At 58.2% G+C, this 22,652-nt stretch carries 25 protein-coding genes; 10 read left to right on the top strand and 15 right to left on the bottom strand.

Features of this window, described 5'->3' with window-relative positions:
• Window positions 1–104: 104 nt before the first annotated feature.
• On the bottom strand, window positions 105–3,347 hold the full coding sequence (locus P0N66_RS07710; RefSeq protein WP_275804005.1) for a type I restriction endonuclease subunit R: 3,243 nt from the start codon (window positions 3,345–3,347) through the stop codon (window positions 105–107).
• 241 nt (window positions 3,348–3,588) lie between these two features.
• On the opposite strand from P0N66_RS07710, the gene P0N66_RS07705 reads away from it, so the two are divergent.
• From P0N66_RS07705 to P0N66_RS07690, 4 genes are all read left to right on the top strand, one after another.
• The gene (locus tag P0N66_RS07705; protein ID WP_275804003.1) at window positions 3,589–3,843 is read left to right on the top strand and encodes a type II toxin-antitoxin system RelE family toxin; all 255 of its coding nucleotides are present in this window, start codon (window positions 3,589–3,591) and stop codon (window positions 3,841–3,843) included.
• 10 nt (window positions 3,844–3,853) lie between these two features.
• Window positions 3,854–4,225 carry a helix-turn-helix domain-containing protein gene (locus P0N66_RS07700; RefSeq protein WP_275804001.1) on the top strand — a complete coding sequence of 124 codons (372 nt, stop codon included), beginning with the start codon at window positions 3,854–3,856 and terminating at the stop codon, window positions 4,223–4,225.
• Between the two features lie 63 nt (window positions 4,226–4,288).
• Entirely contained in the window at window positions 4,289–4,609 is a 321-nt protein-coding gene (locus tag P0N66_RS07695; protein WP_275803999.1) for a type II toxin-antitoxin system RelE/ParE family toxin, read from the top strand.
• Between the two features lie 15 nt (window positions 4,610–4,624).
• On the top strand, window positions 4,625–4,957 hold the full coding sequence (locus P0N66_RS07690; protein WP_275803997.1) for a helix-turn-helix domain-containing transcriptional regulator: 333 nt from the start codon (window positions 4,625–4,627) through the stop codon (window positions 4,955–4,957).
• Window positions 4,958–4,980: 23 nt separating this feature from the next.
• On the opposite strand, the gene P0N66_RS07685 is transcribed toward P0N66_RS07690, so the two are convergent.
• Window positions 4,981–5,205, bottom strand: a complete 225-nt coding sequence (locus P0N66_RS07685) for a hypothetical protein (protein ID WP_275803995.1) — start codon at window positions 5,203–5,205, stop codon at window positions 4,981–4,983.
• 1 nt (window position 5,206) lies between these two features.
• Window positions 5,207–5,755 (bottom strand): DUF6933 domain-containing protein, encoded by a 549-nt coding sequence (locus P0N66_RS07680; RefSeq protein WP_275803993.1) that lies wholly within the window; start codon window positions 5,753–5,755, stop codon window positions 5,207–5,209.
• Between the two features lie 181 nt (window positions 5,756–5,936).
• Between P0N66_RS07680 and P0N66_RS07675 the strand changes: the two genes are divergently transcribed.
• Both P0N66_RS07675 and P0N66_RS07670 read left to right on the top strand, forming a co-directional pair.
• Window positions 5,937–6,212, top strand: coding sequence for a type II toxin-antitoxin system RelE family toxin (locus P0N66_RS07675; protein ID WP_275803991.1), 276 nt, complete (start codon window positions 5,937–5,939; stop codon window positions 6,210–6,212).
• A complete protein-coding gene (locus P0N66_RS07670; RefSeq protein ID WP_275803989.1) occupies window positions 6,181–6,546 on the top strand; it encodes a helix-turn-helix domain-containing protein in 366 nt (121 codons plus the stop codon). The genes P0N66_RS07675 and P0N66_RS07670 overlap by 32 nt, the downstream gene beginning before the upstream one ends.
• A 26-nt stretch (window positions 6,547–6,572) precedes the next feature.
• Here P0N66_RS07670 and P0N66_RS07665 read toward each other — a convergent pair whose 3' ends face one another.
• From P0N66_RS07665 to P0N66_RS07640, 6 genes are all read right to left on the bottom strand, one after another.
• Window positions 6,573–7,820 (bottom strand): restriction endonuclease subunit S, encoded by a 1,248-nt coding sequence (locus P0N66_RS07665; protein ID WP_275803987.1) that lies wholly within the window; start codon window positions 7,818–7,820, stop codon window positions 6,573–6,575.
• The gene (locus tag P0N66_RS07660; RefSeq protein WP_275803985.1) at window positions 7,810–9,384 is read right to left on the bottom strand and encodes a type I restriction-modification system subunit M; all 1,575 of its coding nucleotides are present in this window, start codon (window positions 9,382–9,384) and stop codon (window positions 7,810–7,812) included. Before P0N66_RS07660 ends, P0N66_RS07665 begins: the two co-directional genes overlap by 11 nt.
• Window positions 9,385–9,453: 69 nt before the next feature.
• A complete protein-coding gene (locus P0N66_RS07655) occupies window positions 9,454–10,143 on the bottom strand; it encodes an HNH endonuclease (protein ID WP_275803983.1) in 690 nt (229 codons plus the stop codon).
• Between the two features lie 303 nt (window positions 10,144–10,446).
• Window positions 10,447–11,037 (bottom strand): reverse transcriptase domain-containing protein, encoded by a 591-nt coding sequence (locus P0N66_RS07650; RefSeq protein WP_275803981.1) that lies wholly within the window; start codon window positions 11,035–11,037, stop codon window positions 10,447–10,449.
• Window positions 11,038–11,582: 545 nt separating this feature from the next.
• The gene (locus tag P0N66_RS07645) at window positions 11,583–12,347 is read right to left on the bottom strand and encodes a DUF1829 domain-containing protein (RefSeq protein WP_275803979.1); all 765 of its coding nucleotides are present in this window, start codon (window positions 12,345–12,347) and stop codon (window positions 11,583–11,585) included.
• On the bottom strand, window positions 12,344–12,787 hold the full coding sequence (locus P0N66_RS07640; protein WP_275803977.1) for a DUF6978 family protein: 444 nt from the start codon (window positions 12,785–12,787) through the stop codon (window positions 12,344–12,346). The genes P0N66_RS07645 and P0N66_RS07640 overlap by 4 nt, the downstream gene beginning before the upstream one ends.
• 421 nt (window positions 12,788–13,208) lie before the next feature.
• Here P0N66_RS07640 and P0N66_RS07635 point away from each other — a divergent pair, with 421 nt between their 5' ends.
• Window positions 13,209–13,625, top strand: coding sequence for a secondary thiamine-phosphate synthase enzyme YjbQ (locus P0N66_RS07635; protein ID WP_275803975.1), 417 nt, complete (start codon window positions 13,209–13,211; stop codon window positions 13,623–13,625).
• A gap of 55 nt (window positions 13,626–13,680) precedes the next feature.
• Here the strand turns inward: P0N66_RS07635 and P0N66_RS07630 are convergent, their stop codons facing one another.
• From P0N66_RS07630 to xerC, 4 genes are all read right to left on the bottom strand, one after another.
• A complete protein-coding gene (locus tag P0N66_RS07630) occupies window positions 13,681–14,199 on the bottom strand; it encodes a zinc ribbon-containing (seleno)protein DG (protein WP_275803973.1) in 519 nt (172 codons plus the stop codon).
• A 16-nt stretch (window positions 14,200–14,215) separates the two neighbouring features.
• Window positions 14,216–15,715: an ATP-dependent protease ATPase subunit HslU gene (gene hslU, locus P0N66_RS07625; RefSeq protein ID WP_275803971.1), complete on the bottom strand. Its 1,500-nt coding sequence runs from the start codon at window positions 15,713–15,715 to the stop codon at window positions 14,216–14,218.
• A gap of 218 nt (window positions 15,716–15,933) precedes the next feature.
• Complete coding sequence (gene hslV, locus P0N66_RS07620; protein WP_275803969.1) at window positions 15,934–16,464, bottom strand: ATP-dependent protease subunit HslV; 531 nt, start codon at window positions 16,462–16,464, stop codon at window positions 15,934–15,936.
• Between the two features lie 81 nt (window positions 16,465–16,545).
• Window positions 16,546–17,529 carry a tyrosine recombinase XerC gene (gene xerC, locus P0N66_RS07615; RefSeq protein ID WP_275803967.1) on the bottom strand — a complete coding sequence of 328 codons (984 nt, stop codon included), beginning with the start codon at window positions 17,527–17,529 and terminating at the stop codon, window positions 16,546–16,548.
• Between the two features lie 238 nt (window positions 17,530–17,767).
• Here xerC and xseB point away from each other — a divergent pair, with 238 nt between their 5' ends.
• The 3 genes from xseB to dxs all read left to right on the top strand — a co-directional run bounded on the left by xseB (window position 17,768) and on the right by dxs (window position 20,888).
• Complete coding sequence (gene xseB, locus P0N66_RS07610) at window positions 17,768–17,998, top strand: exodeoxyribonuclease VII small subunit (protein ID WP_275803965.1); 231 nt, start codon at window positions 17,768–17,770, stop codon at window positions 17,996–17,998.
• A gap of 80 nt (window positions 17,999–18,078) precedes the next feature.
• Entirely contained in the window at window positions 18,079–18,972 is an 894-nt protein-coding gene (locus tag P0N66_RS07605; protein ID WP_275803963.1) for a polyprenyl synthetase family protein, read from the top strand.
• Window positions 18,973–18,992: 20 nt separating this feature from the next.
• Window positions 18,993–20,888, top strand: coding sequence for a 1-deoxy-D-xylulose-5-phosphate synthase (gene dxs, locus P0N66_RS07600; protein ID WP_275803961.1), 1,896 nt, complete (start codon window positions 18,993–18,995; stop codon window positions 20,886–20,888).
• Window positions 20,889–21,113: 225 nt separating this feature from the next.
• Here dxs and P0N66_RS07595 read toward each other — a convergent pair whose 3' ends face one another.
• Together P0N66_RS07595 and pal are read right to left on the bottom strand one after the other, a co-directional pair.
• The gene (locus tag P0N66_RS07595) at window positions 21,114–21,665 is read right to left on the bottom strand and encodes an OmpH/Skp family outer membrane protein (RefSeq protein WP_275803959.1); all 552 of its coding nucleotides are present in this window, start codon (window positions 21,663–21,665) and stop codon (window positions 21,114–21,116) included.
• 162 nt (window positions 21,666–21,827) lie between these two features.
• Window positions 21,828–22,415, bottom strand: coding sequence for a peptidoglycan-associated lipoprotein Pal (pal, locus tag P0N66_RS07590; RefSeq protein WP_275803957.1), 588 nt, complete (start codon window positions 22,413–22,415; stop codon window positions 21,828–21,830).
• Between the last annotated feature and the right edge of the window lie 237 nt (window positions 22,416–22,652).

Genomic DNA, 22,652 nt, shown 5'->3' with positions numbered 1-22,652 from the left:
CGCTTAATATCAGGTCGGTCAATATTCATTTTTAGAAGGCATCTCAGAAAGCAATTCGTCATCGCTATGCTCGATTCGTTTGGCGCGACGAGTAAGAACATTTTTTAGGCCAACAAACGGTTCTGCTGGTATTTTTTGAAGTTCTCGGCCTGTTCGAAGATCTCCCGGTACACCTCGTCGCGGTCCACCGGGGGGTAGCCGTGCTTGGCCAGGATCAGGATCAGCTCCACCTTTAGTTCGGCCTTGATGTCCGCCCGCTGGTTCCAGTCGGTGTATCTGACCTTGTCGTCCACCACCAGCTTGACCGCCTTGGCCAGGGCGAGCAGTTTGTCCTCGGGGTAGGTGAAGTCATACTTGATCATCAGATCCTTGAGGATGTCGTAGAAGGCCTTCTCTTCCAGGTCGATGCCTAAATCGGCGAAGGAGTCGCGCTCCTTTTTCAGGGCCTGGATCAGGTCGATGATCTCGACGGAAAAATCCTCCAGCACGTTGCCGACCAGCACATCCTCTTCCTTGCGCTGGTTGTAGGCATCCACCAGGGTCTTGAACTTTTTGGCAAAATCGAGCCCCCGGGTCTTGTTGACCTGCTTGAAGTCGGCAATGGCCCGGGCCAGCAGTTGTTGCAGGAGCTTGATTTTGGTGTTGGGAAGCTTGATCTTCTCGATCCGGGCCAGGTAGTCATCGGCGAAGATATCAATTTCCCCGGCCTTGTCTTCCCCCAGCTTGAAAATCTCCTCCACCCCCGCGCTCTGCAGGGCCTCGCCGATCAGCTCCCGCACCCGGGCGTTCATTCGGGCGGTATCCGGGGCATCTCCCTTGGTCAGCTTGAAAACGATGGAGCGCACCGCCAGGTAGAAGTGAATCCGGTCGCGCTCCTCCCGGCTCAGCTCTTCTGCGCCGCTGCAGATGTCATAGGCGGCCTTGAGGCGCTTGACCAGGTGCATGAAGCGCTTTTCGATCTTATCGGTAATCTGCGCGTACTCCGCCGCCAGGTTGAGGCAATTAAGCTGCTCCACCGGGCTGCCCCGGAAATAGCCGGTGGTGTCGAAGCGGTGAAAGATCCGGCCCAGCAGATCGAGGTGATCTCTTACCACCACCAGCGACTGGCCGATCTCCTCGATGTTCTGCCGGTCGGCCTGGTTGTAGTGGGCCAGGGCCAGGTTCATCTGCTTCTTGATCCCGATATAGTCCACCACCAGCCCCTTCTCCTTGCCCGCGTAGCGGCGGTTGACCCGCGAAATGGTCTGGATCAGGTTGTGGCGCTGGATCGGCTTGTCGATGTAGATGGTGTCGAGAAAGGGCACGTCGAAGCCGGTGAGCCACATATCGACCACGATGGCGATCTTGAAGTTGGACTCCGGCTGCTTGAACTGGCGGTCCAGCTCCTTGCGGTATTCCGGGGTGCCCAGCAGGTCGTAGAGTTCCTTGGGGTCGTCCGCACTCCGGGTCATGATCAGCTTGACCCGCTCCATGGGCTTGATCTCCCGCCGCCGGGCCGCGCTCAATTCCGCCCCTTCGCCGCCGGCCCGCGCCTGGTTCCACTCCGGCCGCAGGGCGATCAGCTCCCGCCACAGGGCGTAGGCGATCTCGCGCTTGCTGCAAACGAACATCGCCTTGCCCATTACGCTGGCCCCCTCCTCCAGCCGCCGCTGGTAATGGTGGACAAAATCGATCGCCAGGGCCCGAATCCGGTCCGGGTCGCCCAGGATGGCGTGCATCCGGGCGCTGGCCTTCTTGCTCTCCTCGATCTGGTAGTCGCTGGCCCCCTCCTCGGCGCACTTGGCGTAATAGGCCTCGATCTCTTCGAGCTTGCCGTTGTCCAGGATCACCTTGGCCGCCCGCCCCTCGTAGACGATGCGCACGGTGATCTCGTCCTTCACCGACTCGGTCATGGTGTAGGCATCGACCACCGGGCCGAAGACATCCAGGGTGGCGTCGATGGGGGTGCCGGTGAAGCCGACATAGGTGGCATGGGGCAGGGAATCGTGCAGGTACTTGGCAAAGCCGAAGGTGCGCCGGACCCCGTCTTCGGTCAGCCGCACCTTCTGGTCGAGATTGACCTGGCTGCGGTGGGCCTCGTCGGAGATGCAGATGATATTGGCCCGGTCGCTGAGCAGCCGGGTATCCTCGGTGAACTTCTGCACCGTGGTCAGAAAGACCCCGCCGCTGTTGCGGCCCTTGAGCAGCTCCCGCAGCCGGGCCCGGCTCTCGACGCTGATCACCGTCTGGTCGCCGATATAGCCCTTGGCATTGGTGAACTGGTGGGCGAGCTGGGCATCGAGATCGGTGCGGTCGGTGATCAGCACGATGGTCGGGCTCTCGAACTCCAGGCTCTTCATCAGCAGCCGGGTGAGAAAGAGCATGGTGAAGCTCTTGCCGCAGCCGGTGGCGCCGAAATAGGTGCCGCCCTTGCCGTCGCCCCCGGTGCCGTCCGGCAGCTTCCGGTGGGCCAGGATATTGCGGTAGAGTTTGGTCGCCGCGTAGAACTGGGGATAGCGGCAGACCACCTTCTCCTCGCGCTTGGAGACATCGGGGAAGTAGATGAAATGGCGGATCACCTGGCGCAACCGGTCTTGGTCGAACAGCCCGGCGATCATGGTATGGAGGGCGTTGATCCCGTCCTGGTCGATGGTTTCCTCGCCGCTGACCTTGCGCCAGGTATAGAAAAACTCGTAGGGGGCAAACAGCGAGCCCAGCCGGCTGTTGACCCCGTCGCTGATCACGCAGAGGGCGTTGAACTTCATCAGCTCGGGAATCGCCCGGACATAGCGGGTGGTCAGTTGGACGTAGGCATCGTGAATGGTGGCCTCTTCCCGGATGGCGCTCTTGAACTCGAAGACCACCAGGGGCAGGCCGTTAATGTAAAGCACGGCATCGGGAATCCGCTTTTCGTGACCGACCACCTCCAACTGGCTGACCAGCCGGTAGATATTGCCGTCGGCCCGGTAGGCGGGCGACTGCTCCGCCGTCAGGGTCTCCACCTCGCCGGGGCGGGGGAGGCGCTGGGCGGGCAGCCCGGCGTAATCGATCAGTTGGATGTAAAGATCCTTGCGGCTGCGATCCTCGCGCTTGAGCAGAAAACCATCGGCCACCAGCCGGTGGATGGTCCGGTTGGATTCATAAAGATCAAGGGCGGGCAGCCGCTCCAGCCGGCGGCAGATGGAAGCAATCTCGCCGGCGGTGATCCCCTCGCCGCCGTAACGACGGGCCAGAAACTCGCCCAGATCATCCCGCAGCAGCACCTCGTCGGGCCGCCGCGCCAGCGCCTCGCCCCGAAAGTGCGGGTAACCCTGCTCCTCCAGCAGGGTGATGATCGCCTGTTCCAGCTTGGCTTCGGTGAACTTCACGATAACCTCCTACGATATTGCTGCAACCACCAACATGCCGCACCGTATTGTTTCCGATACATAGCCGCAAGTAAAAACACACCTCTCCAGCCTCATCGACAAAGCCATAGGTTGCCGCTGACAGGTGGAGGAGGAGCTAGGCTGATGGTGGTTTTAACCAAGCGCCTGAAGCCGAGTTAATCATTTGCATATTGCAACTTAATAGTTGACATAAAAATTGCTTTTCGCTACCATGTTTTACATGAAGAAACTCACCTACAGCCGGGACGCCTTGAAAACACTGGGACGAATGCCCGCCGACACCGCCCGCTTGATCCGGTCAATACTTGAACAGTACGTGGCGGAACCGGCAAGCCTGACCAACAATGTCAAAGCTATTAAGGGCCAACAAGACTATCTTCGGCTCCGCATTGGCGACTGGCGAGTGATTTTTTCGGATAACGGCGAAGTTATCGCCGTCATTAAGATCGCGCCGCGTGGCGGCGCTTACAGTTAGGAGCAAGACCATGCACGAACAGATTATCACCACCGCCGGAGGAGAACGCCTGGTTGTAATTCCCGAGGCCGATTACCTTGCCATGCTCGACACCATTGAAGATCGCGAGGATATCGCGGCAATTGAAAAATTCCACCGCCGGCTTGCGGCAGGTGAAGAGGAACTGCTGCCCGCCGAAATGGCCGATCGCATCCTTGACGGCGAAAACAAAATCCGGGTCTGGCGGGAGTATCGAGGGATGTCGGCACGCGAGCTGGCCTCCACGGCGCAGATAAGCACTTCCTATCTGTCGCAGGTGGAAACCGGCTCCCGCGAAGGCGGTATCGATACGCTCAAACGCATAGCCGCCGCCCTTCACGTATCAATCGATGATCTCGTGTAACTATCCAGCGGCAAGCTGACCGGTGCCGCTTGACAAACATTCGTCTATAAACGATAATAGGCCATGCTCAAGATCAAACACTACCTTACCGTTGATGGTCGCGACATTTTTACCGAATGGCTGCGCAAGGTAAAAGATACCAGAGCAAAAGCGGCCATCTTTCGTCGGGTGAACCGCCTTGAGCTGGGAAACTTCGGCGACCATCGGCCTTGCCGGGATGGCGTCTGGGAACTGAAAATCGATGTTGGGCCAGGATACCGGGTTTATTACGCACAAGCAGGAAAGACCGTTATCCTCTTGCTGTCTGGTGGCGACAAACGCTCTCAGACGGCAGATATAACCAAAGCCTGTGAGCTCTGGCGGGACTGGCAGAGCAGAAATTGAGCCAAAGGAAACAACATGAAAGACCGAAACCACGATGAAGCGATGGCAGAAATTCTGCGGGAAGATCCAACCTTGGCCGCCGAAATACTGAATGGCATCCTGGAGGATGGCGACCAGGCCGAACTGCTGATCACCCTCCGCCAAATGACCAAGGCGTTCGGCGGAGTTGCCCAGGTAGCCCATGAATCGCACCTGAACACAACTCAGCTTTACCGCACCTTATCCCCAAAGGGAAATCCCCGCTTCAGCAGCCTGGCCGCAGTATTGAAGGCCATGGGTTTGCGTTTGGCCGTCCATCCAGTCAAGCAAGGCCGTCCCTTGTCTCGCAAACGTGCGGCTCAGGCTTAATTTTTGCGGTCAGGCGCACCAGGTCACACCCCACGGTCATCATTACCACACCGAACAGCCTTGATCTCTGCCTCAAGCTCTTCCGGCGAAAGCCGGTCTGTCCCTTGCTCAACCGACCGGCGCTGGAGGTAAGCGGTTGCTTCAACAGCGCGGGCCGTGCTTTTTTCCAGCGAGCCTTCCTCGGCCAGAAAGTCGTCAAAGTTGCTTCCCCGGTGAGGGTTGTCGGTTTTCTTCACGATGACCTTCATATCAGCTCTCCAACAGCGCCAGCATTTCCCGTGCCGGCCAGAAGTAGTTGCGGGCGCCCTTTGCCGAGCAGGGGCGCTCGGCCAGCCGGGCCCCGGTTTTGTAGGGCGACAGGTCCATCACCGAGGCGCGGTCGTAGGCCAGCATTATATCCAGGTCTTGTCCCATCTGGTTCATGGTGCCCTGGGCCGAGCGGTTGCAGTCGTTGTCGCAGACCAGCGGCGCCAGCAGCTTTTCCGCCGCCTTCATCTGCCGGTCGTCGGCGCCGACCTTGAGCAGGGTGTTCATGAAACCGTCCTGAAAGAACCAGTCCAGGTCGGCCAGGTCATCTTTTTTGAGCGCCGGGACAAAGACCGGAAAACGGGTGGCATCGTGGACGAACAGCACGCACTGGCGGCGTTGCAGCAAAAGCAGATTGGCGTGCCAGCCGCTCAGCGGGGATTCGCCCGCGTCGCCGGCGGCAGGGGGCACACCCCGCCGGCTTTTCAGCCGCCCGTCCGCATCACACGGCAGCTTGACCAGCAGCTTTTTGGTGCAGTGCAGGCGTATCATATGGCATCCGCTACAAGTTTTTCCGCATCGGGGTTGTTGAAACCCTTACCATAAATACAACCACGATCAAAAGGAGATTCGCGGTTTGCATTATTACCCCCTATCGAATATATCCCGTATATCCGGCAAGAGCTGCATGTCGGCGGCGCCTTGACTTATACTCATAAAAGGTATATTAATTATGCGATGGCAGGTCAAGCTGACCAAGAAGGCCGAGAAGCAGAGCCTGAAGCTGCCCAAAGGGGCTCTTGCCGCGCTTTATACGCTGATGGCCAGTATCCGCCGAGGTGGCCCGGTTCGGGGTGACTGGCCGAATTACTCCAAACTGGGTCCCCACAAGCACCACTGCCATCTCAAGAAAGGCAAACCGACCTATGTGGCGGTTTGGACCGAAGACAAGGCCACCATCACCGTGGAGATCATCTATGCCGGCACCCATGAAAAAGCGCCATACTGACAAGGAACTGGTTACGCTCCGGCTCAAGGTTCATCCGGCCAACGTGGAACGGATCAAGCGTTTCGTGGCCGCGGTCGAGCCGGCCGCGACCGGAGCAGACGGGATCACGGCCGATCAGTTTTACGCCAAACATTTCACCGGCCAGCCGGAATGGGCCGTTGCCCTGCGCGGCTACCGTTATCGCGAAGACCTTACCCAGGCCCAACTGGCCGAATTGACCGGTATCCCCCAGCGCCATATCTCGGAAATGGAAAACGGCAGGCGCCCCATCGGCAAGGAGCGGGCCAGAAAACTGGCCGCCGCCCTGAATGCGGATTACCGGCTCTTTCTGTAGCCGAGTAGATCGCAGCTTTGTCATGGTCAGGTGACCTCGGCAAGCAGTTGTTCGGCATCGGGGACGCGGAGTTGGCCGGAGATCATTTTGGGGAGCAGGGTGTCGCGGAGGCCGGAAAGTGTTTCATTCTGGCCAGACAATTCTTTACTTCTCGAATTATATGCACCAACCTGCGTCAGGTATCCATCAAATATGACTTTGGCCGGAATCGCTAATGATCTGGCGTAGACCGCATTTCGGTTTACGCCTGGCACAGCCGAATCCGCCCCCATGGATTTTATGTCAATTAGCTGCAGGCTCTGATATAGCCAATAAAGCGGCACATGGATCTTGCTGACCACATAAAAAACGGTATCGATGGGGAAGAAATTGCCATCCACCCAATACAACGAACCAACTGTGCCTTTTCTGCCAATGACCACACCAGGCCCATCCACTAATTTTTCGTTATGAAATCCGGACATTCCTCCAGAGCCATAAACCGGAATGTCACCTGCGCGACGCTTTGTTGCAGGTAATGACTTACCATATGCAAGCTCCAAAATTTCTCCAATTTTTTTGACCTCCCACCCCTCCGGCACCCAGCCCATTTCTTCGGTGAAGACGAAGCGGCTGGGGAACTGTTTTTGAATTGCTGCGGGGAGGGGTTTGCGCTGGTCGCCCAGGGATTTGCGGGCCTTGGCGCGGGTTTGCAGGGGTTCGGGGATGGGGTTGCCGGCGGCCAGGGCGTTGTCGATGACCGGATCGAAATCGACAAACCAGCTCTTGAACAGCGCCCGCGCCATCGCTTCCAGAGTGGCGTTCATCCGGCGGTTGAGTTCGATTTTATCGTCAAGGCACCCGAGGATGTGGGCGATGGCTTTTTGTGTCCCCAATAGTGGCAAATTAACTTCAAAAGGCGCGAGAACTTTCATTGTCAGGAATTTGGTGGCAGTTCCCAGCGACAGTGATTCAAACGCACTTCCAAGTGTTTTTAGAGTGTAATAGATGAAATCAAGTGAGACTTTTTTGTCATCCTTTGCTGTAATTATGTAAGTTCGCTGGTAAGCGTTAAATTTTCCCTTATATCTGTTGACATGAAAAACACCATTGGCATTATTTCCTGCCAAAAGGATTGCATCCTCATCGTACGCAAATTCGTCGATATTTAATGGATCAGGGGCACACGTAAAGAACGGGTAAAGTCCATTATTTGTGGCACGATTTGAATCAAGCTTACCAGTACGGATGTTAACGATTTTATCTAACGTTGTTGAATTCCACTCACCCCCCATAACCCAACGCCTCCAAATTCCTGCGAATCACCTCATCGAGCTTTTCCGACTCGGCCATCTGCTGGTAGAGGGTCCGGCTTAGTTCGGCCACCTTCTCCTCGAAGGGGATGCCGTCGTCTTCGATTTCGGCGGCGCCGACGTAGCGGCCCGGGGTCAGTACGTAGTCGTTGGCCTTGATCTCCGCCAGGGTGGCGGCTTTGCAGAAGCCGGGTTGGTCCTGGTAGGCGCCGTCCTTGGCTTCGCCGCGCCAGGCGTGGTAGGTGCGGGCGATCACGGCGATGTCGTCGCAGGTCAGTTCCTTGTGGGTGCGGTCGATCATGGTGCCCATATTGCGGGCGTCGATGAAGAGGGTTTCGCCTCGACGGTCACGGTGGCTGCTGTCGCTGTGGCCTTCGATCCGCTGGGCCTTTTTGTTCCTGGTGATAAACCAGAGGCAGACCGGGATCTGGGTGGTGTAGAAGAGCTGGCCGGGCATGGCGATCATGCAGTCGATCAGGTCGTTTTCGATCAGCTTGCGGCGGATCAGGCCCTCGCCGGAGGTGTTGGTGGACATGGAGCCGTTGGCCAGGACAAAGCCGGCAACACCATTTGCCGAGAGCTTGGAGACCATGTGCAGAATCCAGGCGTAGTTGGCGTTGCCGGTGGGGGGCACTTCGTAGCCGGCCCAGCGCGGGTCGTCGGTCAGCTCGTTTGCGGCCCGCCACTCCTTGAGGTTGAAGGGCGGATTGGCCATGATGAAGTCGGCCTTGAGGTCCGGGTGCTGGTCCTTGAAGAAGGTGTCGGCGGGGGCTTCGCCCAGGTTGGCGGCAATGCCCCGGATCGCCAGGTTCATCTTGGAGAGCTTGTAGGTGGTGGAGGTGTATTCCTGGCCGTAGATGGAGATATCCTTCTTGCTGCCCCGGTGGCTTTCGACGAATTTGACCGATTGCACGAACATCCCGCCGGAGCCGCAGCAGGGGTCGTAGATCTTGCCCCGGAAAGGCTCGATCATCTCGGCGATCAGCTTGACCACGCACTTGGGGGTATAGAACTCGCCACCGCCCTTGCCTTCGGTGGCGGCGAACTTGCCGAGGAAGTATTCGTAAACCCGGCCCACCACATCCTGCTCGTGGTCGGCGACGGTGTCGATGTTGTTGATGGAGTCGATCAGGGCCGCCAGCTTGCTGGCATCCAGCCCCAGGCGGGAGAAGTAGTTGTCCGGCAGAGCGCCGCGCAGGGCCGGGTTGTTCTTCTCCACCGTGTGCAGGGCGGTGTCGATCCGCACCGCGATGTCATCCTGCTTGGCCGCTTTCCGGATGGTGGACCAGCGCGCCTCCTCGGGCAGGTAGAAGACGTTCTGCATGGTGTAGAACTCCACCATGTCAACATAATCCCCCTGGCCCTCGGCGATCAGCTCCCGCTTGCGCTGCTCGAACTTGTCGCTGACGAACTTGAGGAAGATGAGGCTGAGCACCACATGCTTGTACTCGGAAGACTCCACCGTCCCCCGCAGCCGGTCGGCGGTTTCCCAGAGGGTTTGTTCGAAGCTTTTTGTGGGTTTTTTGGTTGGTTGTTTTATGGGCATGGTTTTTCTTTTGTGATTGGGCGTCATGCCCGTTTTTCGTATCTGTGTTGTACGGGTTTACGCCAGCCATCATAGGCGGCAAACTCGTAGGTTCGCGAAGGGTTTGCCGCCCTCTTGAATGGCATTGCTCTCACTTTGTTCCGCGACCCGCTTTCTCAACTGGCCAACGCTAAGCGCCGGCTTTTCCCGATGTAGCATCCTATGACAATTTGAGCAAACCAATGCCAGCTCGGATATTTGTGTTTTTCGCTTTCCGTCCAATTCCGATATAGGCACCGTGTGATGGGCCTCAATGAACCCCTCTCCAAGTTCACCGTACACATCCAGAAAGGAAAATTTACAGACTTCACACCGAAGCGCACCGGTTTGCCTAAGACGCTTCACCTTAGCTTTCTTCGAGAAAGCGGCATCTCGTTCCTTCAAGCGGTGCAAGCGGAAACGTTCTTTGCCCTCTGGGGAGGCGGATTCATCATCTTCAATTGCTATATGCCGTTCGGTCTTTCCTTCTCTGCGATCAATTACCCGATACCCCCGGCTCACAAAATAATTTTTCGCCTCAACTGCGTTGAAGCTATCCGAAGACAACTCCTCCCCGTCAAGGTACTTCGCTGCAATTGAGATCACATACTTCGGCGGGTACTTCTTGCCATTCAGGACAAGATCATAATGGACAGAAGCGCGCTCGTTCGGTACGCCATCCCTATCTATCTCCTTCGCAGCACTCTCAAAATGAACTGAAGTTAGACCTTTGGGGATCATCCTATTCTCCTTGAACGCAGCCATCACCGGGTCGGCCGAGAAGTTAATTTGGTATGCCAATCGTGAACCGACTCCGGTTAATGGGCCTGGTTCTAAGCTCTCTTGCCGAATACCATTTTAAAACGGAGAAGATTCTGTATGCCCCACCCATGAATCTCTTGAAGGTCTTCTGAAGAATCTTCAATCGATCCCGGGCGACAAATAGCAAGGGAGAAAAGGGGTCGCGGTAGGGATGCCGGTTGCCCGGCACCCCCCGCGCAGATCCCGGCGTGCGGGACTACCGCACCGGGCTCCTGCCTCGGGTCAGACGCAGAGGCGCTGATTCGGGTATGGGTGGGTTACTCTCGCCGTCGGTATCCAGCGTCTTATCCATTTCTGCAAGCGTTGCCAGGTCAGGTTTGACCCTTTGTGACTGCGGCGACGTAGGGCACGCAGCCAACCTTTGATCGCTTCGGTGCGAAAGGCATCCATTGCCTGGTGGTTGCCGGGGACTCCAAAATAGTTGAAGTGCCCTTGGACCACCGCCCGTAGCCATTTGGCCTGCTCAGGGAGCGGGCGGTGCATGCCGCGTTTCAGCGCCTGACGCACCGAGCTCAACTTGGACCGCAGACGCTTGGCTATGGTCTTGCGGCGGATGGTGAAACAACCGTCCGCCTTCCTTTTCGCGCAGATGTGGGTAAAACCAAGAAAGTCGAATGTTTCCGGCTTTCCCTCATCCCGTTCCTTGCGGTTTTCGATGGCAAATCGGCCGAATTCGATCAACCGGGTTTTGTCATCGTGCAATTCCAGGCCAAACCGGCCCATTCTGGCCGCCAGGGCTTGCCGAAATTGCTCCGCGTCGGAGCGGTACTGGAAACCTACCACGAAGTCATCGCAATAGCGAACGATGTACACCTCGCCACGGCCCTTCTCTCCCCAGACTCCGCCGGTGGTTGGCCACTCTTTGGTTGTGCACCTTTGTTCGTCTGCTTCATCGATACTATTTCCGTGTCCGACTTCCCGGTTACGTGCACGCAGGGGGTGCGGCCTCGGCCTTTCCCTGCCGGACCAGGCGCGGGACTACGTTGGTCGCTTCCGGGATCTCCCGGCTTCCGGACAAAGGGCGTGTTGACATGCCTTGGTTCTACGACTCCGCGGGTTCACTGAAGCACTCGCGATAGCGCACTCCAGCATGCTGCCTTCCCCATCAGACAACAAGGTCGGCAACCCGGATGAGGTGATTTCGGAGCTCAATAGCCCGGCCTGCCAGTACCCCTGTCAACGCTTCGCCGCCCGCCTTACAACGGGCCGACGCATGACTCGGGGCCATGACTGGTCGCTAGCCTTTATCATGCGGGGGACTTACACCCCCTACCCTTTGCCGGCTTTGGCCGGCGCTTTCTGTCTGACCCCATTTTTCCGCATTTTTCCGCAAGTCAGAAGCCGCCTAGCAATGACCACTATGCAGCCAGCCTATCCAGCATTTCATCTCGCCTGGTCCAGATCATCGGCGTGATCTCATAATTCTGCAAGGCTTCGATAACTGAAGGAGTAATCTGGCGCCCCTCGTCATTGAGGACGGCAAAGGCGGTTGCCTCCGGGGAGCGGGCTTCGCGGGTATCTAGCCAGGAAAAGGCGGTTGCCTGGGCATAATCCTTGTTCGGATTGTTGATGGCTTTCAGGATTCGCTCCGGCTGTCGTTTCGATTTGGGGACAACGAAATCGAACATGTGGTCATAGCCGCTGCGTCCGGCGAACTTGACCCGTTCGGTGTAGCGGATGTCGTGGCTGTCAAGCCAGAGCGCCACGTCCTCGAAGAAGAAGCTCGCCACGGTCGGAGATGCCAAATAGAAAAGATCGTTGACCGCCAGTATGGCTTGTAACAAGTTGTGCTTGCGCAATGCGAAGTTCGCCGGGGTGGCCTGGACCTCCAAGGCTTGGCCGCGCAGGTGAACGCCAAAACCGTTGATGGTCATCTGGAGAAGCTTTTGCCGTTTGGGACTGTCAAGACTACAGCCCGCCTGGATCAGGTCGGTAATGGTATGGCTGTCGTCGGTGAGGACGTATTTATCCCCTTCTTGTTTCAAATAAAGCTGAATGTAGTCATTGTGCCTGTCCAGGTAGGGGGTGGTGATTTCCACCCAATCCTTGTTGATCGCACGCCAAGCTGTCTTGTCCCGGAGCCAGGAATAATAACGGTCGATAAGGCTGGCGACTTGGTTCATGCGAACAGCCCTCTAATAATTTTTGGTTCTTCCACAACATTGCAGTAACGCATGAAGTCCAGCAAGCACTGCCAAGCGTTACCAAGGTCACATAACATCCCAACGGGGACGGGATAAGCCCATTTGTCACCAAACCCCTCGCGATAGAGATGCAGGTGCGGCACCCCGATTTCAGAGTCATCAGGGTTTCGATGCGGCGCCCCGAAGTCGAGTCTCGCCAGCACCACGACCTGCCGGCCTCGTACCTGGTACTTCGTAGTCAAGGCAATCCTTTTGCGGCTGATGTCAAGAGAGAAGGTTTCCCGCTGATTACGTGAAATCAACGGCACCTCCAGATTGCCTCCAAAATCAGGAAAAATCCTTCTTTGGTCATCTGCCGCGACTTTCTCCATTTGCAGCAAGAAATCGGCGTCAGCTTGGGGCATGATAATTTCAGCCAATAGCGGAATTCCTCCGGTTTCAAATTAAATACTCTCTCTGTCCGGCTCTCAACACGGACTCAAGATTGGTGTCGGTGAACAAAAGGCGGTGACCATCGATGATTGGCATCCACTTTCCCCCATCTTGGCGTTTTTCCAAAATAGCACAATGTGTAAGCTAGCCAAACCGGCGGGGGTTGACAAGCAAAAAAAGATGCTCTCCGGCGGAGTAGGCCCGAGAGCTGTCTCAGCCAAAGGCATTTTGGATGGTATGATGAAATTGGTTTGCGATAATTGAAAAAACTTCTTGCTGCCTCCAAATTGCCATGTAAAAAGGAGTTGGCCGGGATGAGAGCCTTGCCGGCCGAGGCCCCGAACACCCTGCCGGATATCCTGCGCGATCCCCAATAAGTTGATTCGCCAAACCGAAAAGGAGTCGAAAATGAAAAGTTATCGTCAGGAATTATGGTTTAACGTGCCCGGGCGGCGGGCCTTTATCAATATTACGCCGCAGGTGGAGGAATGCCTGCGGGCATCGGGGGTGAAGGAAGGGCTGGTGCTGGTCAACGCCATGCACATCACCGCTTCGGTGTTTATCAATGATGACGAATCGGGGTTGCACCACGACTACGAGGTCTGGCTGGAGAAGCTGGCGCCGCATGAGCCGGTTAGCCAGTACCGCCACAACGGCTACGAGGACAACGCCGACGCCCACCTGAAGCGCCAGGTCATGGGCCGCGAGGTGGTGGTGGCGATCACCGGCGGCAAGCTGGACTTCGGCACCTGGGAGCAGATATTCTACGGCGAATTCGACGGCGGCCGCAAGAAACGGGTGCTGGTCAAGATCATCGGTGAATAATCGGAACGTTTTCCCCGGTGGCCGCCCGGCTGGTTGATGAACAACGGGGCCGGGCTCAGCCGAAATTGAGGCCGCAGTCGGGGCATTCGGTGGTGGTGGGCGGGAACTTGAAGCCGCAGGCCGGGCAGGTGGTTTCTTCGGCCTCGGGGTTGAAGACGGCGTCGGCGGCCACCGGAGCGTGGTCGTCCAGGCCGGTCAGCCGGCGGTACTCCTGCTCGACAATCCGCGCCGCATCCTGGGCGTCGGTCTTGCTGACCTCCATGACAAACATGGGCGGCCCGCAGCCTTTCTTGCAGCCCCCCTCCTCGGCGGAGATCCGCACCGCGATCCGCTCTTCGGCCAGCAAGGCCTCCAGGTGCCGCAGATCGGCCAGCGGTGCCCGCTGCAGTTGGATCATTTCCTCGCCGCCGGTCAAGTTACCGGTGCGGCTCATTTTTTTGGCCTCGCGTTCGCTGTCGCGGGACTGCATCTCGGCTCCGGAGAGCAGGGTTACCTCGCAGGCGCCGCAGGTGAAAATTTCCGGCCGGAACTCGCCGCCGCAGGAGGGGCAGTATTTCAGCATCAGGTCGTACATGGCACCACCTATTGAATTAAAGAATAAAACGACTCAAATCCTCATCGCCCACCACCTCGGCGAGCTGCTCCCGGACATATTCGCCGGTCACCCTGAACTCCCGATCCGTCATGTCCGGGGCCTCAAAGGCCAGGTTTTCCAGCAAGCGCTCCAGCATGGTGTGCAGCCGCCGGGCGCCGATATTTTCGGTACGGGTGTTGACCTCGGCGGCCAGCCGGGCCAGTTCCCGGATCGCTTCATCGGTGAAGGAAAGTTCGATATTCTCGGTGGCCAGCAGAGCGCTGTACTGCTTGAGCAGGGCATTCTGGGGTTCAGTGAGGATGCGGTAGAACTCCTCTTCCCCCAGGGAACTCAGCTCCACCCGGATGGGAAAGCGCCCCTGCAGTTCGGGAATCAGGTCGGAAGGCTTGCTGACGTGAAAAGCGCCGCTGGCGATGAACAGGATGTGGTCGGTGCGGACCATGCCGTGCTTGGTGGTAACCGTGGCCCCCTCGACAATGGGCAGCAGATCACGCTGCACCCCTTCCCGAGAAACCTCCGGCCCCTGGCTGGAGCCGCCGCCCCTGGAGGCGATCTTGTCAATTTCATCAAGAAAGATGATTCCCGACTGCTCGGTGCGACGGATGGCCAGACGTAGCACCCGTTCGTGGTCGATCAGTTTTTCCGCCTCGCTCTGGCGCAAGATCTCCCGGGCCTCGCGGACCTTGAGCTTGCGCTTGTGGCTTTTGCGGGGGAACATCTTGCCGAACATTTCCCGCAGGTTGCCCTCCATCTCTTCCATGCCGCCGGCGGCGAACACATCGAACATGGGGGTGGACTGCTGCTGTTCCACCTCGATCTCCACCTCCCGCTCATCCAGCTTGCCTTCTCGCAGCATGCGGCGGAATTTCTCCCGGGTGCTCTCGCCGGTACCGGTTTCCAAGGCAGCAGCGGCCCCGGCGGCCGGTTGGCCAAAACCCTCGGCGGCGCTGTATGGCAGGTTTATTGATGCCGCCGCCTTCGAGGTGGAACCAGCGGTGCCGGAATGCCGGGGAGGCGGCGGCACCAGCAGATCCAGGATCCGCTCCTCGGCCAGTACGCCGGCTTTCTCCTGCACCTTTTGCCGCTCTTCCCCACGGACCATGCCAATGGCCAATTCCAGCAGGTCGCGGATCATCGATTCCACGTCCCGGCCCACATAACCAACCTCGGTAAATTTGGAGGCCTCCACCTTCAAAAAGGGTGACTGGGCCAGGGTGGCCAGGCGACGGGCGATCTCGGTCTTGCCGACCCCGGTGGGGCCGATCATGATAATATTCTTGGGGGCGATCTCATCGCGCAGGGGTGGCGGCACCTGGCGGCGGCGCCAGCGGTTGCGCAGGGCTATGGCCACCGAGCGCTTGGCTTCCCCTTGGCCGATGATATAGTCGTCAAGCTGGCGCACGATCTCCCGGGGGGTGAGGGAATTTACCGCCCCGGCCGGACCATTGTGCTCCAACTCGGGCTGCTCGGGGTTCGAGGCAACAGGTATAATCATTTAATAAACCTCGTCATAAAAAATCAGCTATCCTAAATGTTTGATGAAATCGCAAAAAATCCGTCCATGGACTCTTTGCTCCCCGGAAAGCGAAAACGCGGTTTCCGCTTTCCTTATAAATCAATAGTTTTCAAGGCAAGCTATTGATTTGCGCGCCCATCCATGGGACGCGGGGGGCGCATTGATGACTGACTCTTTGCGAAGTTAGTCATCAATGCTTAAAGCACTTCCAGGTGAATACTGTCGTTGGTGTAAATGCACAGACCGCCGGCGATCTCCATGGCCGAACGGCAAATTTCCGGGGCATCCAGCCCGCTGTGGGCTACCAGGGCCTTGGCGGCGGCGTGGGCGTAGGGCCCGCCGGAGCCGATGGCCAGGATTCCGTCATCGGGCTCGATCACATCACCGTTGCCGGAGAGTAACAGGGAACGTTCAGCATCCACCGCCACCATCATGGCTTCCAGGCGACGCAACATGCGATCGGTACGCCATTCCTTGGCCAGTTCCACCGCCGCCCGCAGCAGGTTGCCGCTGTATTTTTCAAGTTGCAGCTCCAGCTTGTCGAACAGGGTGAAGGCGTCGGCGGTGGCCCCGGCAAAACCGGTGATCACCCGGCCATGGTAGAGGCGACGAATCTTGCGAGCCTGGTGCTTGACCACCACGTTGCCCATGGTGACCTGGCCATCCCCGGCCATGGCCACCATATCCCGGTGCCTGACCGCCACCACGGTGGTAGAACGTACTTTCATGACTTTTTACTCCTTAAAAATTTATCCTGCAACCGTTCACCACGGCCAATAATCTGCTGTTTTAACGGCTGGTGCTAGATCTCAACCCCGTGCCCGCGGGTGGGCCTGGTCATAAACCGCCGTGAGATGATCCAGGTTGAGATGGGTGTATCTCTGGGTGGTGGACAGGCTGGCATGGCCCAGCAGTTCCTGCACGGTGCGCAGATCCGCCCCCATCTCCAGCAGATGGGTGGCAAAAGAGTGGCGTAGGGCATGGGGGCTGACCCGGGCGGCAATACCGGCCCGCTCGGCGTACATTTTCACCTGCCGCTCAATGCTGCGGGTGGTCAGCCGCCCGCCTCGGGCGTTGACCAGCAGCGGTTGCGCGCGCTCTTCATTGTTGACGGCCCCACCGCGCCTGCCATTTTTGCCGCCGCCCGCCTCAACGGAGTCCGGTGTTTCCCGGTTGCCGGCCCGCAGCAGCACTTCCCGCTGGGGCAGATATGCCTTCACCGCCTCGCAGGCGGGAGTACCCATGGGCACCAGGCGTTCCTTGTTGCCCTTGCCCCGTACCCGGACCATACCTTCAACCAGGTCCACCTGCTCCAGGTTCAGGGCGGCCAGTTCCGCCACCCGCATCCCGGTAGAGTAAAGCAACTCCAGCATGGCACGGTCCCGGGCGGCGTAGGTGTCGGCCAGGCCCGGCATTTCCAGCAGGGAAAAAACCTCATCCACGCTCAAAACCGTGGGCAGGTAACCTTCCGCCTTGGGGGCGGCCACTGCGGCCGCAGGGTCACCGGCAATTACCCCGTTTTTCTGCAAATAGCGAAAAAAACTGCGCAGGGAGGAAAGCTTACGGGCCACCGAAGAACTGCGGTTACGGCCATGCAGGCTGTAGACGAAGGCCCGGACCCGCTGGACATCAAGTTGGGCAATGCTTTCCACCGGGCCAAAACCCCGATCAAGCGACGCAAATTCATGGAGGTCCCGACGGTAGCTGCTGACCGTGTGGGGGGAATACCCCTTTTCCACCTGGAGCCACCGCAGAAAACCTTCGATATGCTCAGCCACCCTGTCACTTCTCATCACCGATAACCTACCACAGGCCGGTTTTTTTGGAAAGAGATTGCCCCTCGACGGTGCTTCATTGTATGTTGGAAAACAGTGACGGCACACCACAATCTTGCCAAGATTGGAGTGGCTCCGGTGCTGAAGCACGCATCGCCGTTCCGCTCACCGCGCACCCCCCTGTAAGCATGCCGGGCCAATCGCCATTTTCGGCGGTGCTGCTGGACGTACATGGTTAACCCAAGGAGACACAACAATGGCCAAACAGAACTTCGAAGACGCCATGGCCAGACTGGAAAAGATTACCAGGGAACTGGAGGAAGGCGAGTTGAGCCTGGAGCAGTCATTGAAAAGGTTCGACGAGGGCATCCGACTGGCTGCCTTTTGCCGTAACACCTTGGATGAAGCGGAAAAAAAAGTGGAAATCCTGCTGCAAAAAAACGGCGAGGTGATCGCCGAACCCTTCAGCGAAGACGACCAAACCTGACCAGGCTCCCACTGCGGATGATATTTTCGTTAGCAACCATTAGTTAGCAATCAATTGAAACCGGGCAACCATTTCACCCCATGGACATCAAACAATATCTCAACCAGCGGCGCCAGGAAGTAGAGCAGACCCTGGACCGGCTTCTACCCCCAACAACCGGGGCACTGGCCGGTCATGTTGAGGCCATGCGCTACAGCCTGCTGGCCGGGGGCAAACGCATCCGGCCGATTCTTTGCCTGGCGGCCGCCGAGGCTCTGCCGGCGGATTCCAAACCGCTGCTGCCGGTGGCCACCGCTTTAGAGTGCATCCACACCTACTCTCTGATCCACGACGATCTGCCGGCCATGGACGATGACGATCTGCGCCGGGGGATGCCCACCTGTCATAAAAAATTCGGCGAAGCAGCCGCGATCCTGGCCGGGGATAGCCTGCTCAGCTTTGCCTTTGAACTGCTGGCCCGGCCATTGGACCGGGGCAGGATCAGCGCCGAGGAGCAATTGCAACTGCTCGGCAATATCGCTAAAGCTGTCGGCCCGGGAGGCATGGTGGGTGGCCAGGTACTGGATATCGAGGCCGAGGGGCAACCCCAGGTCGACCTGGCCCAACTGCAACGGATTCATCGGTGCAAGACCGGCGCCCTGATCACCGCCGCCGTACAAAGCGGCGCCATCGGCGGCGGCGCCAACCGCCGGCAGTACGAAGCCCTGACCACCTACGGCGAACAAATCGGGCTGGCCTTCCAGATCGTCGACGATCTGCTTAACGTTACCGGTGACACCGCTACTTTGGGCAAGGCCGCCGGCAGTGATGCCGCCCGGGGCAAGGCCACTTATCCGGCCCTGCTGGGCCTGGAAGCAACCAGGCGCAAAGCCGACGAGGCGGTGGCCGGCGCCATTGCCGCGCTGGCCACTTTCGATGGACATGCCGACCCCTTACGGGAGCTGGCCCGTTACATATCCGCCCGCAAAAATTAACCAAGCACCAACAGGTTATCATGAACGACCAAAACGATCATAAGCCGGCCGACGGTTGTCTGTTACCGGCCATCGAATCACCCCACGACCTGCGCCGCCTGAAAAGCGAACAACTGCCGGCCCTGGCCGCCGAACTGCGGGACACCATCATCAACACCGTGGCCCACACCGGTGGGCACCTGGCCCCCTGCCTGGGGGTGGTGGAACTTACCCTGGCCCTGCATTACGTCTTCAACACCCCCAGCGACAAGATCATCTGGGATGTGGGGCACCAGTGTTACACCCACAAGCTGATCACCGGCCGCCAAGAGCGCTTCGGCACTCTGCGCCAATTAGGGGGAATCAGCGGTTTCCCCAAGCGGGAGGAGAGCGAATACGACCATTTCGACACCGGCCACAGCAGTACCTCCATCTCCGCCGCTTTGGGCATGGCGGTGGGCACTGAACTGAAGGGGGAAAACAACAAGACCATCGCGGTGATCGGCGACGGCTCCATGACCGGTGGCCTGGCCTTCGAAGGACTGAACCAGGCCGGCCACCTGGGAAAAAACCTGATTGTCGTTTTAAACGACAACGAGATGTCTATCTCGCCCAATGTCGGCGCCTTGTCAAGTTTTTTGAGTCGTAAGCTCACCGGCCGCACCATGGTACGGATCAAAAAGGAGCTGGAACACCTGCTGAAAAATTTTCAGATGGGGGAGAATGTGCTGCACCTGCTGAAACGCAGCGAAGAAAGTCTGAAAGGCTTTTTTACCCCCGGCATGCTCTTTGAGGCCCTGAAGTTTGAATACATCGGCCCCATTCCCGGCCACCACCTGGAGTCCCTGCTGGAAACCTTCCGCAACGTAAGAGATTTCAGCCAGGGCCCGGTGCTGATCCATGTAATCACCACCAAGGGCAAGGGGTATACCCCGGCCGAAGAACGCCCCGGCGACTTCCACGGCGTCGGTCCCTTCGAGGTAGCCACCGGCAAACTGGCCGCCACTGCGGGGCCGCCCAGCTATACCAAGATTTTCGGCGATACACTGGTGGAGCTGGCAACGCAAGACCCCAGAATCTGCGCCATCACCGCCGCCATGCCGTCGGGCACCGGGTTAAGCCGCTTTGCCGCCGAGTTCCCCGACCGTTTTTTTGATGTGGGCATTGCCGAACAGCACGCCGCTACCTTTGCCGCCGGCCTGGCCAGCGAAGGACTGCGGCCGGTGGTGGCGGTTTACTCCACCTTTTTGCAGCGGGCCTTTGACCAGGTGATCCACGACATCTGCCTGCCGGAACTGCCGGTGATTTTCGCCATCGACCGGGGCGGCGTGGTGGGCGATGACGGCCCCACCCACCACGGGGTCTTCGACCTCTCCTTTTTGCGCATCATCCCCAACCTGGTGATGTTGGCCCCCAAGGATGAAAATGAACTGCGCCATATGCTGTTCACCGCCCTGCAATGCCCGGAACCGGTGGCCATCCGCTATCCGCGGGGGGCAGGACTAGGGCTGCCCCTGGACCAGGAACTGCAAAAAATCCCTTTCGGCAAAGGGGAACTACTGCGGGAAGGATCAGATGTACTGCTGCTGCCGGTGGGCAACCGGGTGGCGCCGGCCATGGAAGCGGCGGCCGAATTGGCCAAGACTGGAATCTCGGCGGCGGTGATCAACCCTCGTTTCGTCAAACCGCTGGACGGGGAGTTGATCAGCGAGTGGGCCGGCAAAACCGGCCGGGTAGTAACGGTGGAAGACAACGTCCGGGCCGGCGGGTTTGGCTCGGCGGTCATGGAACTGCTCCAGCGCCGCGGCCTGGCCCAGGTGCGGGTAAAAACCCTGGGTCTGCCGGATCGCTTCCTGGAGCATGGCAGCCAGCCGCAGCTCTGGCAACTGGCCAGGATCGACGCGGCGGCCATCAGCGCCGCCGTCCTCGAGAATTAGCAACCGCTACCGTTATGCGGGGAATTGCCCCTTGATAATTAGCCACAGAACGGTTGCCGGATCACCTTAAGCTTAACTTATTGTAACTATCCAGCTCATTCGGGGCACGTAACTGAACAGACGTGCCCCAAGTTGCGGTAAGCCGAGTCGGCATAGCGCACATCAGGTACTCAAGCCGACCTGATCGCCGCAATACGGGGGTGCTGCTGGACAGTTACAACTTATTTACTCATCACCCAGCCGGGCATCAAGTTTTTCCTGCACCTTAATACTGATATCCAGAGAATCAGTGGCATACAGCAAACCGGTACGGGTGCGCAGGCCCTTCATGGTGTATTCCAATATCAGGTCGTAACCATTTTCCCGGCCAACTTCATCGATAATCTCATTTAAGGCCCCCAGCACCGGTTCCATCAACTCCTGTTCCAGTTCCTGGACGGCAAGCTGGGCATCCTCGTTGCGGGCTTCAAACTCCCGGTAGCGACGCTGCAATTCGCGTTCCTTCTGGGTGCGCACCTGCTCACTCCAGACCGCGCTTTTCTGTTCAATTTCCTGGTGCAACTCCTCCAGCTCACGTTGCTCCCGCTGCAGAGAAGTCCGGTGTTTTTCAAATTCGGCCTCAATCTTCCTGCGGGCCTCACCGGCGACTGCAGAATTATCCAACACTTTCTGGACACTCATGGTAGCGATCCGCCCTTCCGCCGCCGCGGCAGGCACGGCCCAAAACGCCAGCAACAAAAAAACGGCCAGCAACGATGCGGCAAACCTGTTTTTCATGATTTTTAACTCCTTTTTCTGGTTACAGTCATTTCTGGTTAACTTGCCGTGCGGTAAAAAAAACCGGGACGAGTCAACCCGTCCCGGTTTTTTCATCTTCAGCACTGCCGATCACAGCATCCCAGTCGCCAATCTGGTAACAACCGGCAACCATTACGGCAGTTATTGGATGATGACAAAGTCAGATCGACGATTAAGCGACCAGGAAAGCTCGTCCCGACCGAAACTGATCGGCTTTTCCTCGCCGTAGCTGAGGGTTTCAAGGCGCTCAGCGGCAACCCCCAGGTCAATCAGATACTTTTTGGTACTCATCGCCCGCCGTTCACCCAAGGCCATGTTGTACTCACGAGTGCCGCGTTCGTCGGTGTTGCCTTCAATGCGCACCCGCACCCGGGGGTTGTCAAGCATATATTCGCCGTTGTGAACCATCCGCTCTTCCTGGTCGGCACGGATACTGGAACGGTCAAAATCATAGTAGACCGGCAGCAGCGGGGCCGAGGTCCGCCCTTCCTTAATGGCCAGATCGGCCCCGGCGGTGTCATCCAGTGACTCGTCCTCAGCTTCACCGGGCCAGGTGCGGGCAGGTTCCCACGGGGTGTGGGCCGGCTCGGTTTCCGTCACCGTCGGCTCAACCGCCGGCTGCTCATCACCCGGATCCACCGCCACCCGCTTACCGCAACCGACAGCAAACAGGAAAACCGCACAAACAATTGCCACCGCAGTGAAAATCCGTTTCATTTCCTTCTTCATCGGGCCATCTCCTCTAAAAGTGGTAAGTTGTCGACTCCGCAAAAAACCGTCACCCGAACACCTCGGCGCACTGGCCTTTGCCCGTCGGCGGCCGGACCATTCGCCCTCTGCGAAGCAGTCACATTTGAGCAAGCTACAATTTATTCAACAATTCTTTACACACTAACGGCTAGCGCCACCAAATGGGTAGCAGCGAAGCAATGTATAGAAAAGAGTCTGAAATTTCAAGCGCTTTTT

This window comes from Desulfurivibrio dismutans, from assembly GCF_029210385.1.
GTDB lineage: Bacteria > Desulfobacterota > Desulfobulbia > Desulfobulbales > Desulfurivibrionaceae > Desulfurivibrio > Desulfurivibrio dismutans.
This window is presented reverse-complemented; position numbering and strand designations above follow the sequence as displayed.

Coding starts and splice junctions, on each gene's coding strand:
- P0N66_RS07630 (WP_275803973.1), bottom strand. CDS start 14,199: ATGTACGACCTGATGCTGAAATACTGCCCCTCCTGCGGCGGCGAGTTC.
- P0N66_RS07605 (WP_275803963.1), top strand. CDS start 18,079: ATGGACATCAAACAATATCTCAACCAGCGGCGCCAGGAAGTAGAGCAG.
- hslU (WP_275803971.1), bottom strand. CDS start 15,715: ATGATTATACCTGTTGCCTCGAACCCCGAGCAGCCCGAGTTGGAGCAC.
- P0N66_RS07595 (WP_275803959.1), bottom strand. CDS start 21,665: ATGAAAAACAGGTTTGCCGCATCGTTGCTGGCCGTTTTTTTGTTGCTG.
- xerC (WP_275803967.1), bottom strand. CDS start 17,529: ATGAGAAGTGACAGGGTGGCTGAGCATATCGAAGGTTTTCTGCGGTGG.
- hslV (WP_275803969.1), bottom strand. CDS start 16,464: ATGAAAGTACGTTCTACCACCGTGGTGGCGGTCAGGCACCGGGATATG.
- P0N66_RS07690 (WP_275803997.1), top strand. CDS start 4,625: ATGAAAGACCGAAACCACGATGAAGCGATGGCAGAAATTCTGCGGGAA.
- P0N66_RS07685 (WP_275803995.1), bottom strand. CDS start 5,205: ATGAAGGTCATCGTGAAGAAAACCGACAACCCTCACCGGGGAAGCAAC.
- P0N66_RS07670 (WP_275803989.1), top strand. CDS start 6,181: ATGCCGGCACCCATGAAAAAGCGCCATACTGACAAGGAACTGGTTACG.
- P0N66_RS07680 (WP_275803993.1), bottom strand. CDS start 5,755: ATGATACGCCTGCACTGCACCAAAAAGCTGCTGGTCAAGCTGCCGTGT.
- P0N66_RS07665 (WP_275803987.1), bottom strand. CDS start 7,820: ATGGGGGGTGAGTGGAATTCAACAACGTTAGATAAAATCGTTAACATC.
- dxs (WP_275803961.1), top strand. CDS start 18,993: ATGAACGACCAAAACGATCATAAGCCGGCCGACGGTTGTCTGTTACCG.
- P0N66_RS07705 (WP_275804003.1), top strand. CDS start 3,589: ATGAAGAAACTCACCTACAGCCGGGACGCCTTGAAAACACTGGGACGA.
- P0N66_RS07635 (WP_275803975.1), top strand. CDS start 13,209: ATGAAAAGTTATCGTCAGGAATTATGGTTTAACGTGCCCGGGCGGCGG.
- P0N66_RS07660 (WP_275803985.1), bottom strand. CDS start 9,384: ATGCCCATAAAACAACCAACCAAAAAACCCACAAAAAGCTTCGAACAA.
- P0N66_RS07655 (WP_275803983.1), bottom strand. CDS start 10,143: ATGATCCCCAAAGGTCTAACTTCAGTTCATTTTGAGAGTGCTGCGAAG.
- P0N66_RS07675 (WP_275803991.1), top strand. CDS start 5,937: ATGCGATGGCAGGTCAAGCTGACCAAGAAGGCCGAGAAGCAGAGCCTG.
- P0N66_RS07695 (WP_275803999.1), top strand. CDS start 4,289: ATGCTCAAGATCAAACACTACCTTACCGTTGATGGTCGCGACATTTTT.
- xseB (WP_275803965.1), top strand. CDS start 17,768: ATGGCCAAACAGAACTTCGAAGACGCCATGGCCAGACTGGAAAAGATT.
- P0N66_RS07700 (WP_275804001.1), top strand. CDS start 3,854: ATGCACGAACAGATTATCACCACCGCCGGAGGAGAACGCCTGGTTGTA.
- pal (WP_275803957.1), bottom strand. CDS start 22,415: ATGAAGAAGGAAATGAAACGGATTTTCACTGCGGTGGCAATTGTTTGT.
- P0N66_RS07645 (WP_275803979.1), bottom strand. CDS start 12,347: ATGAACCAAGTCGCCAGCCTTATCGACCGTTATTATTCCTGGCTCCGG.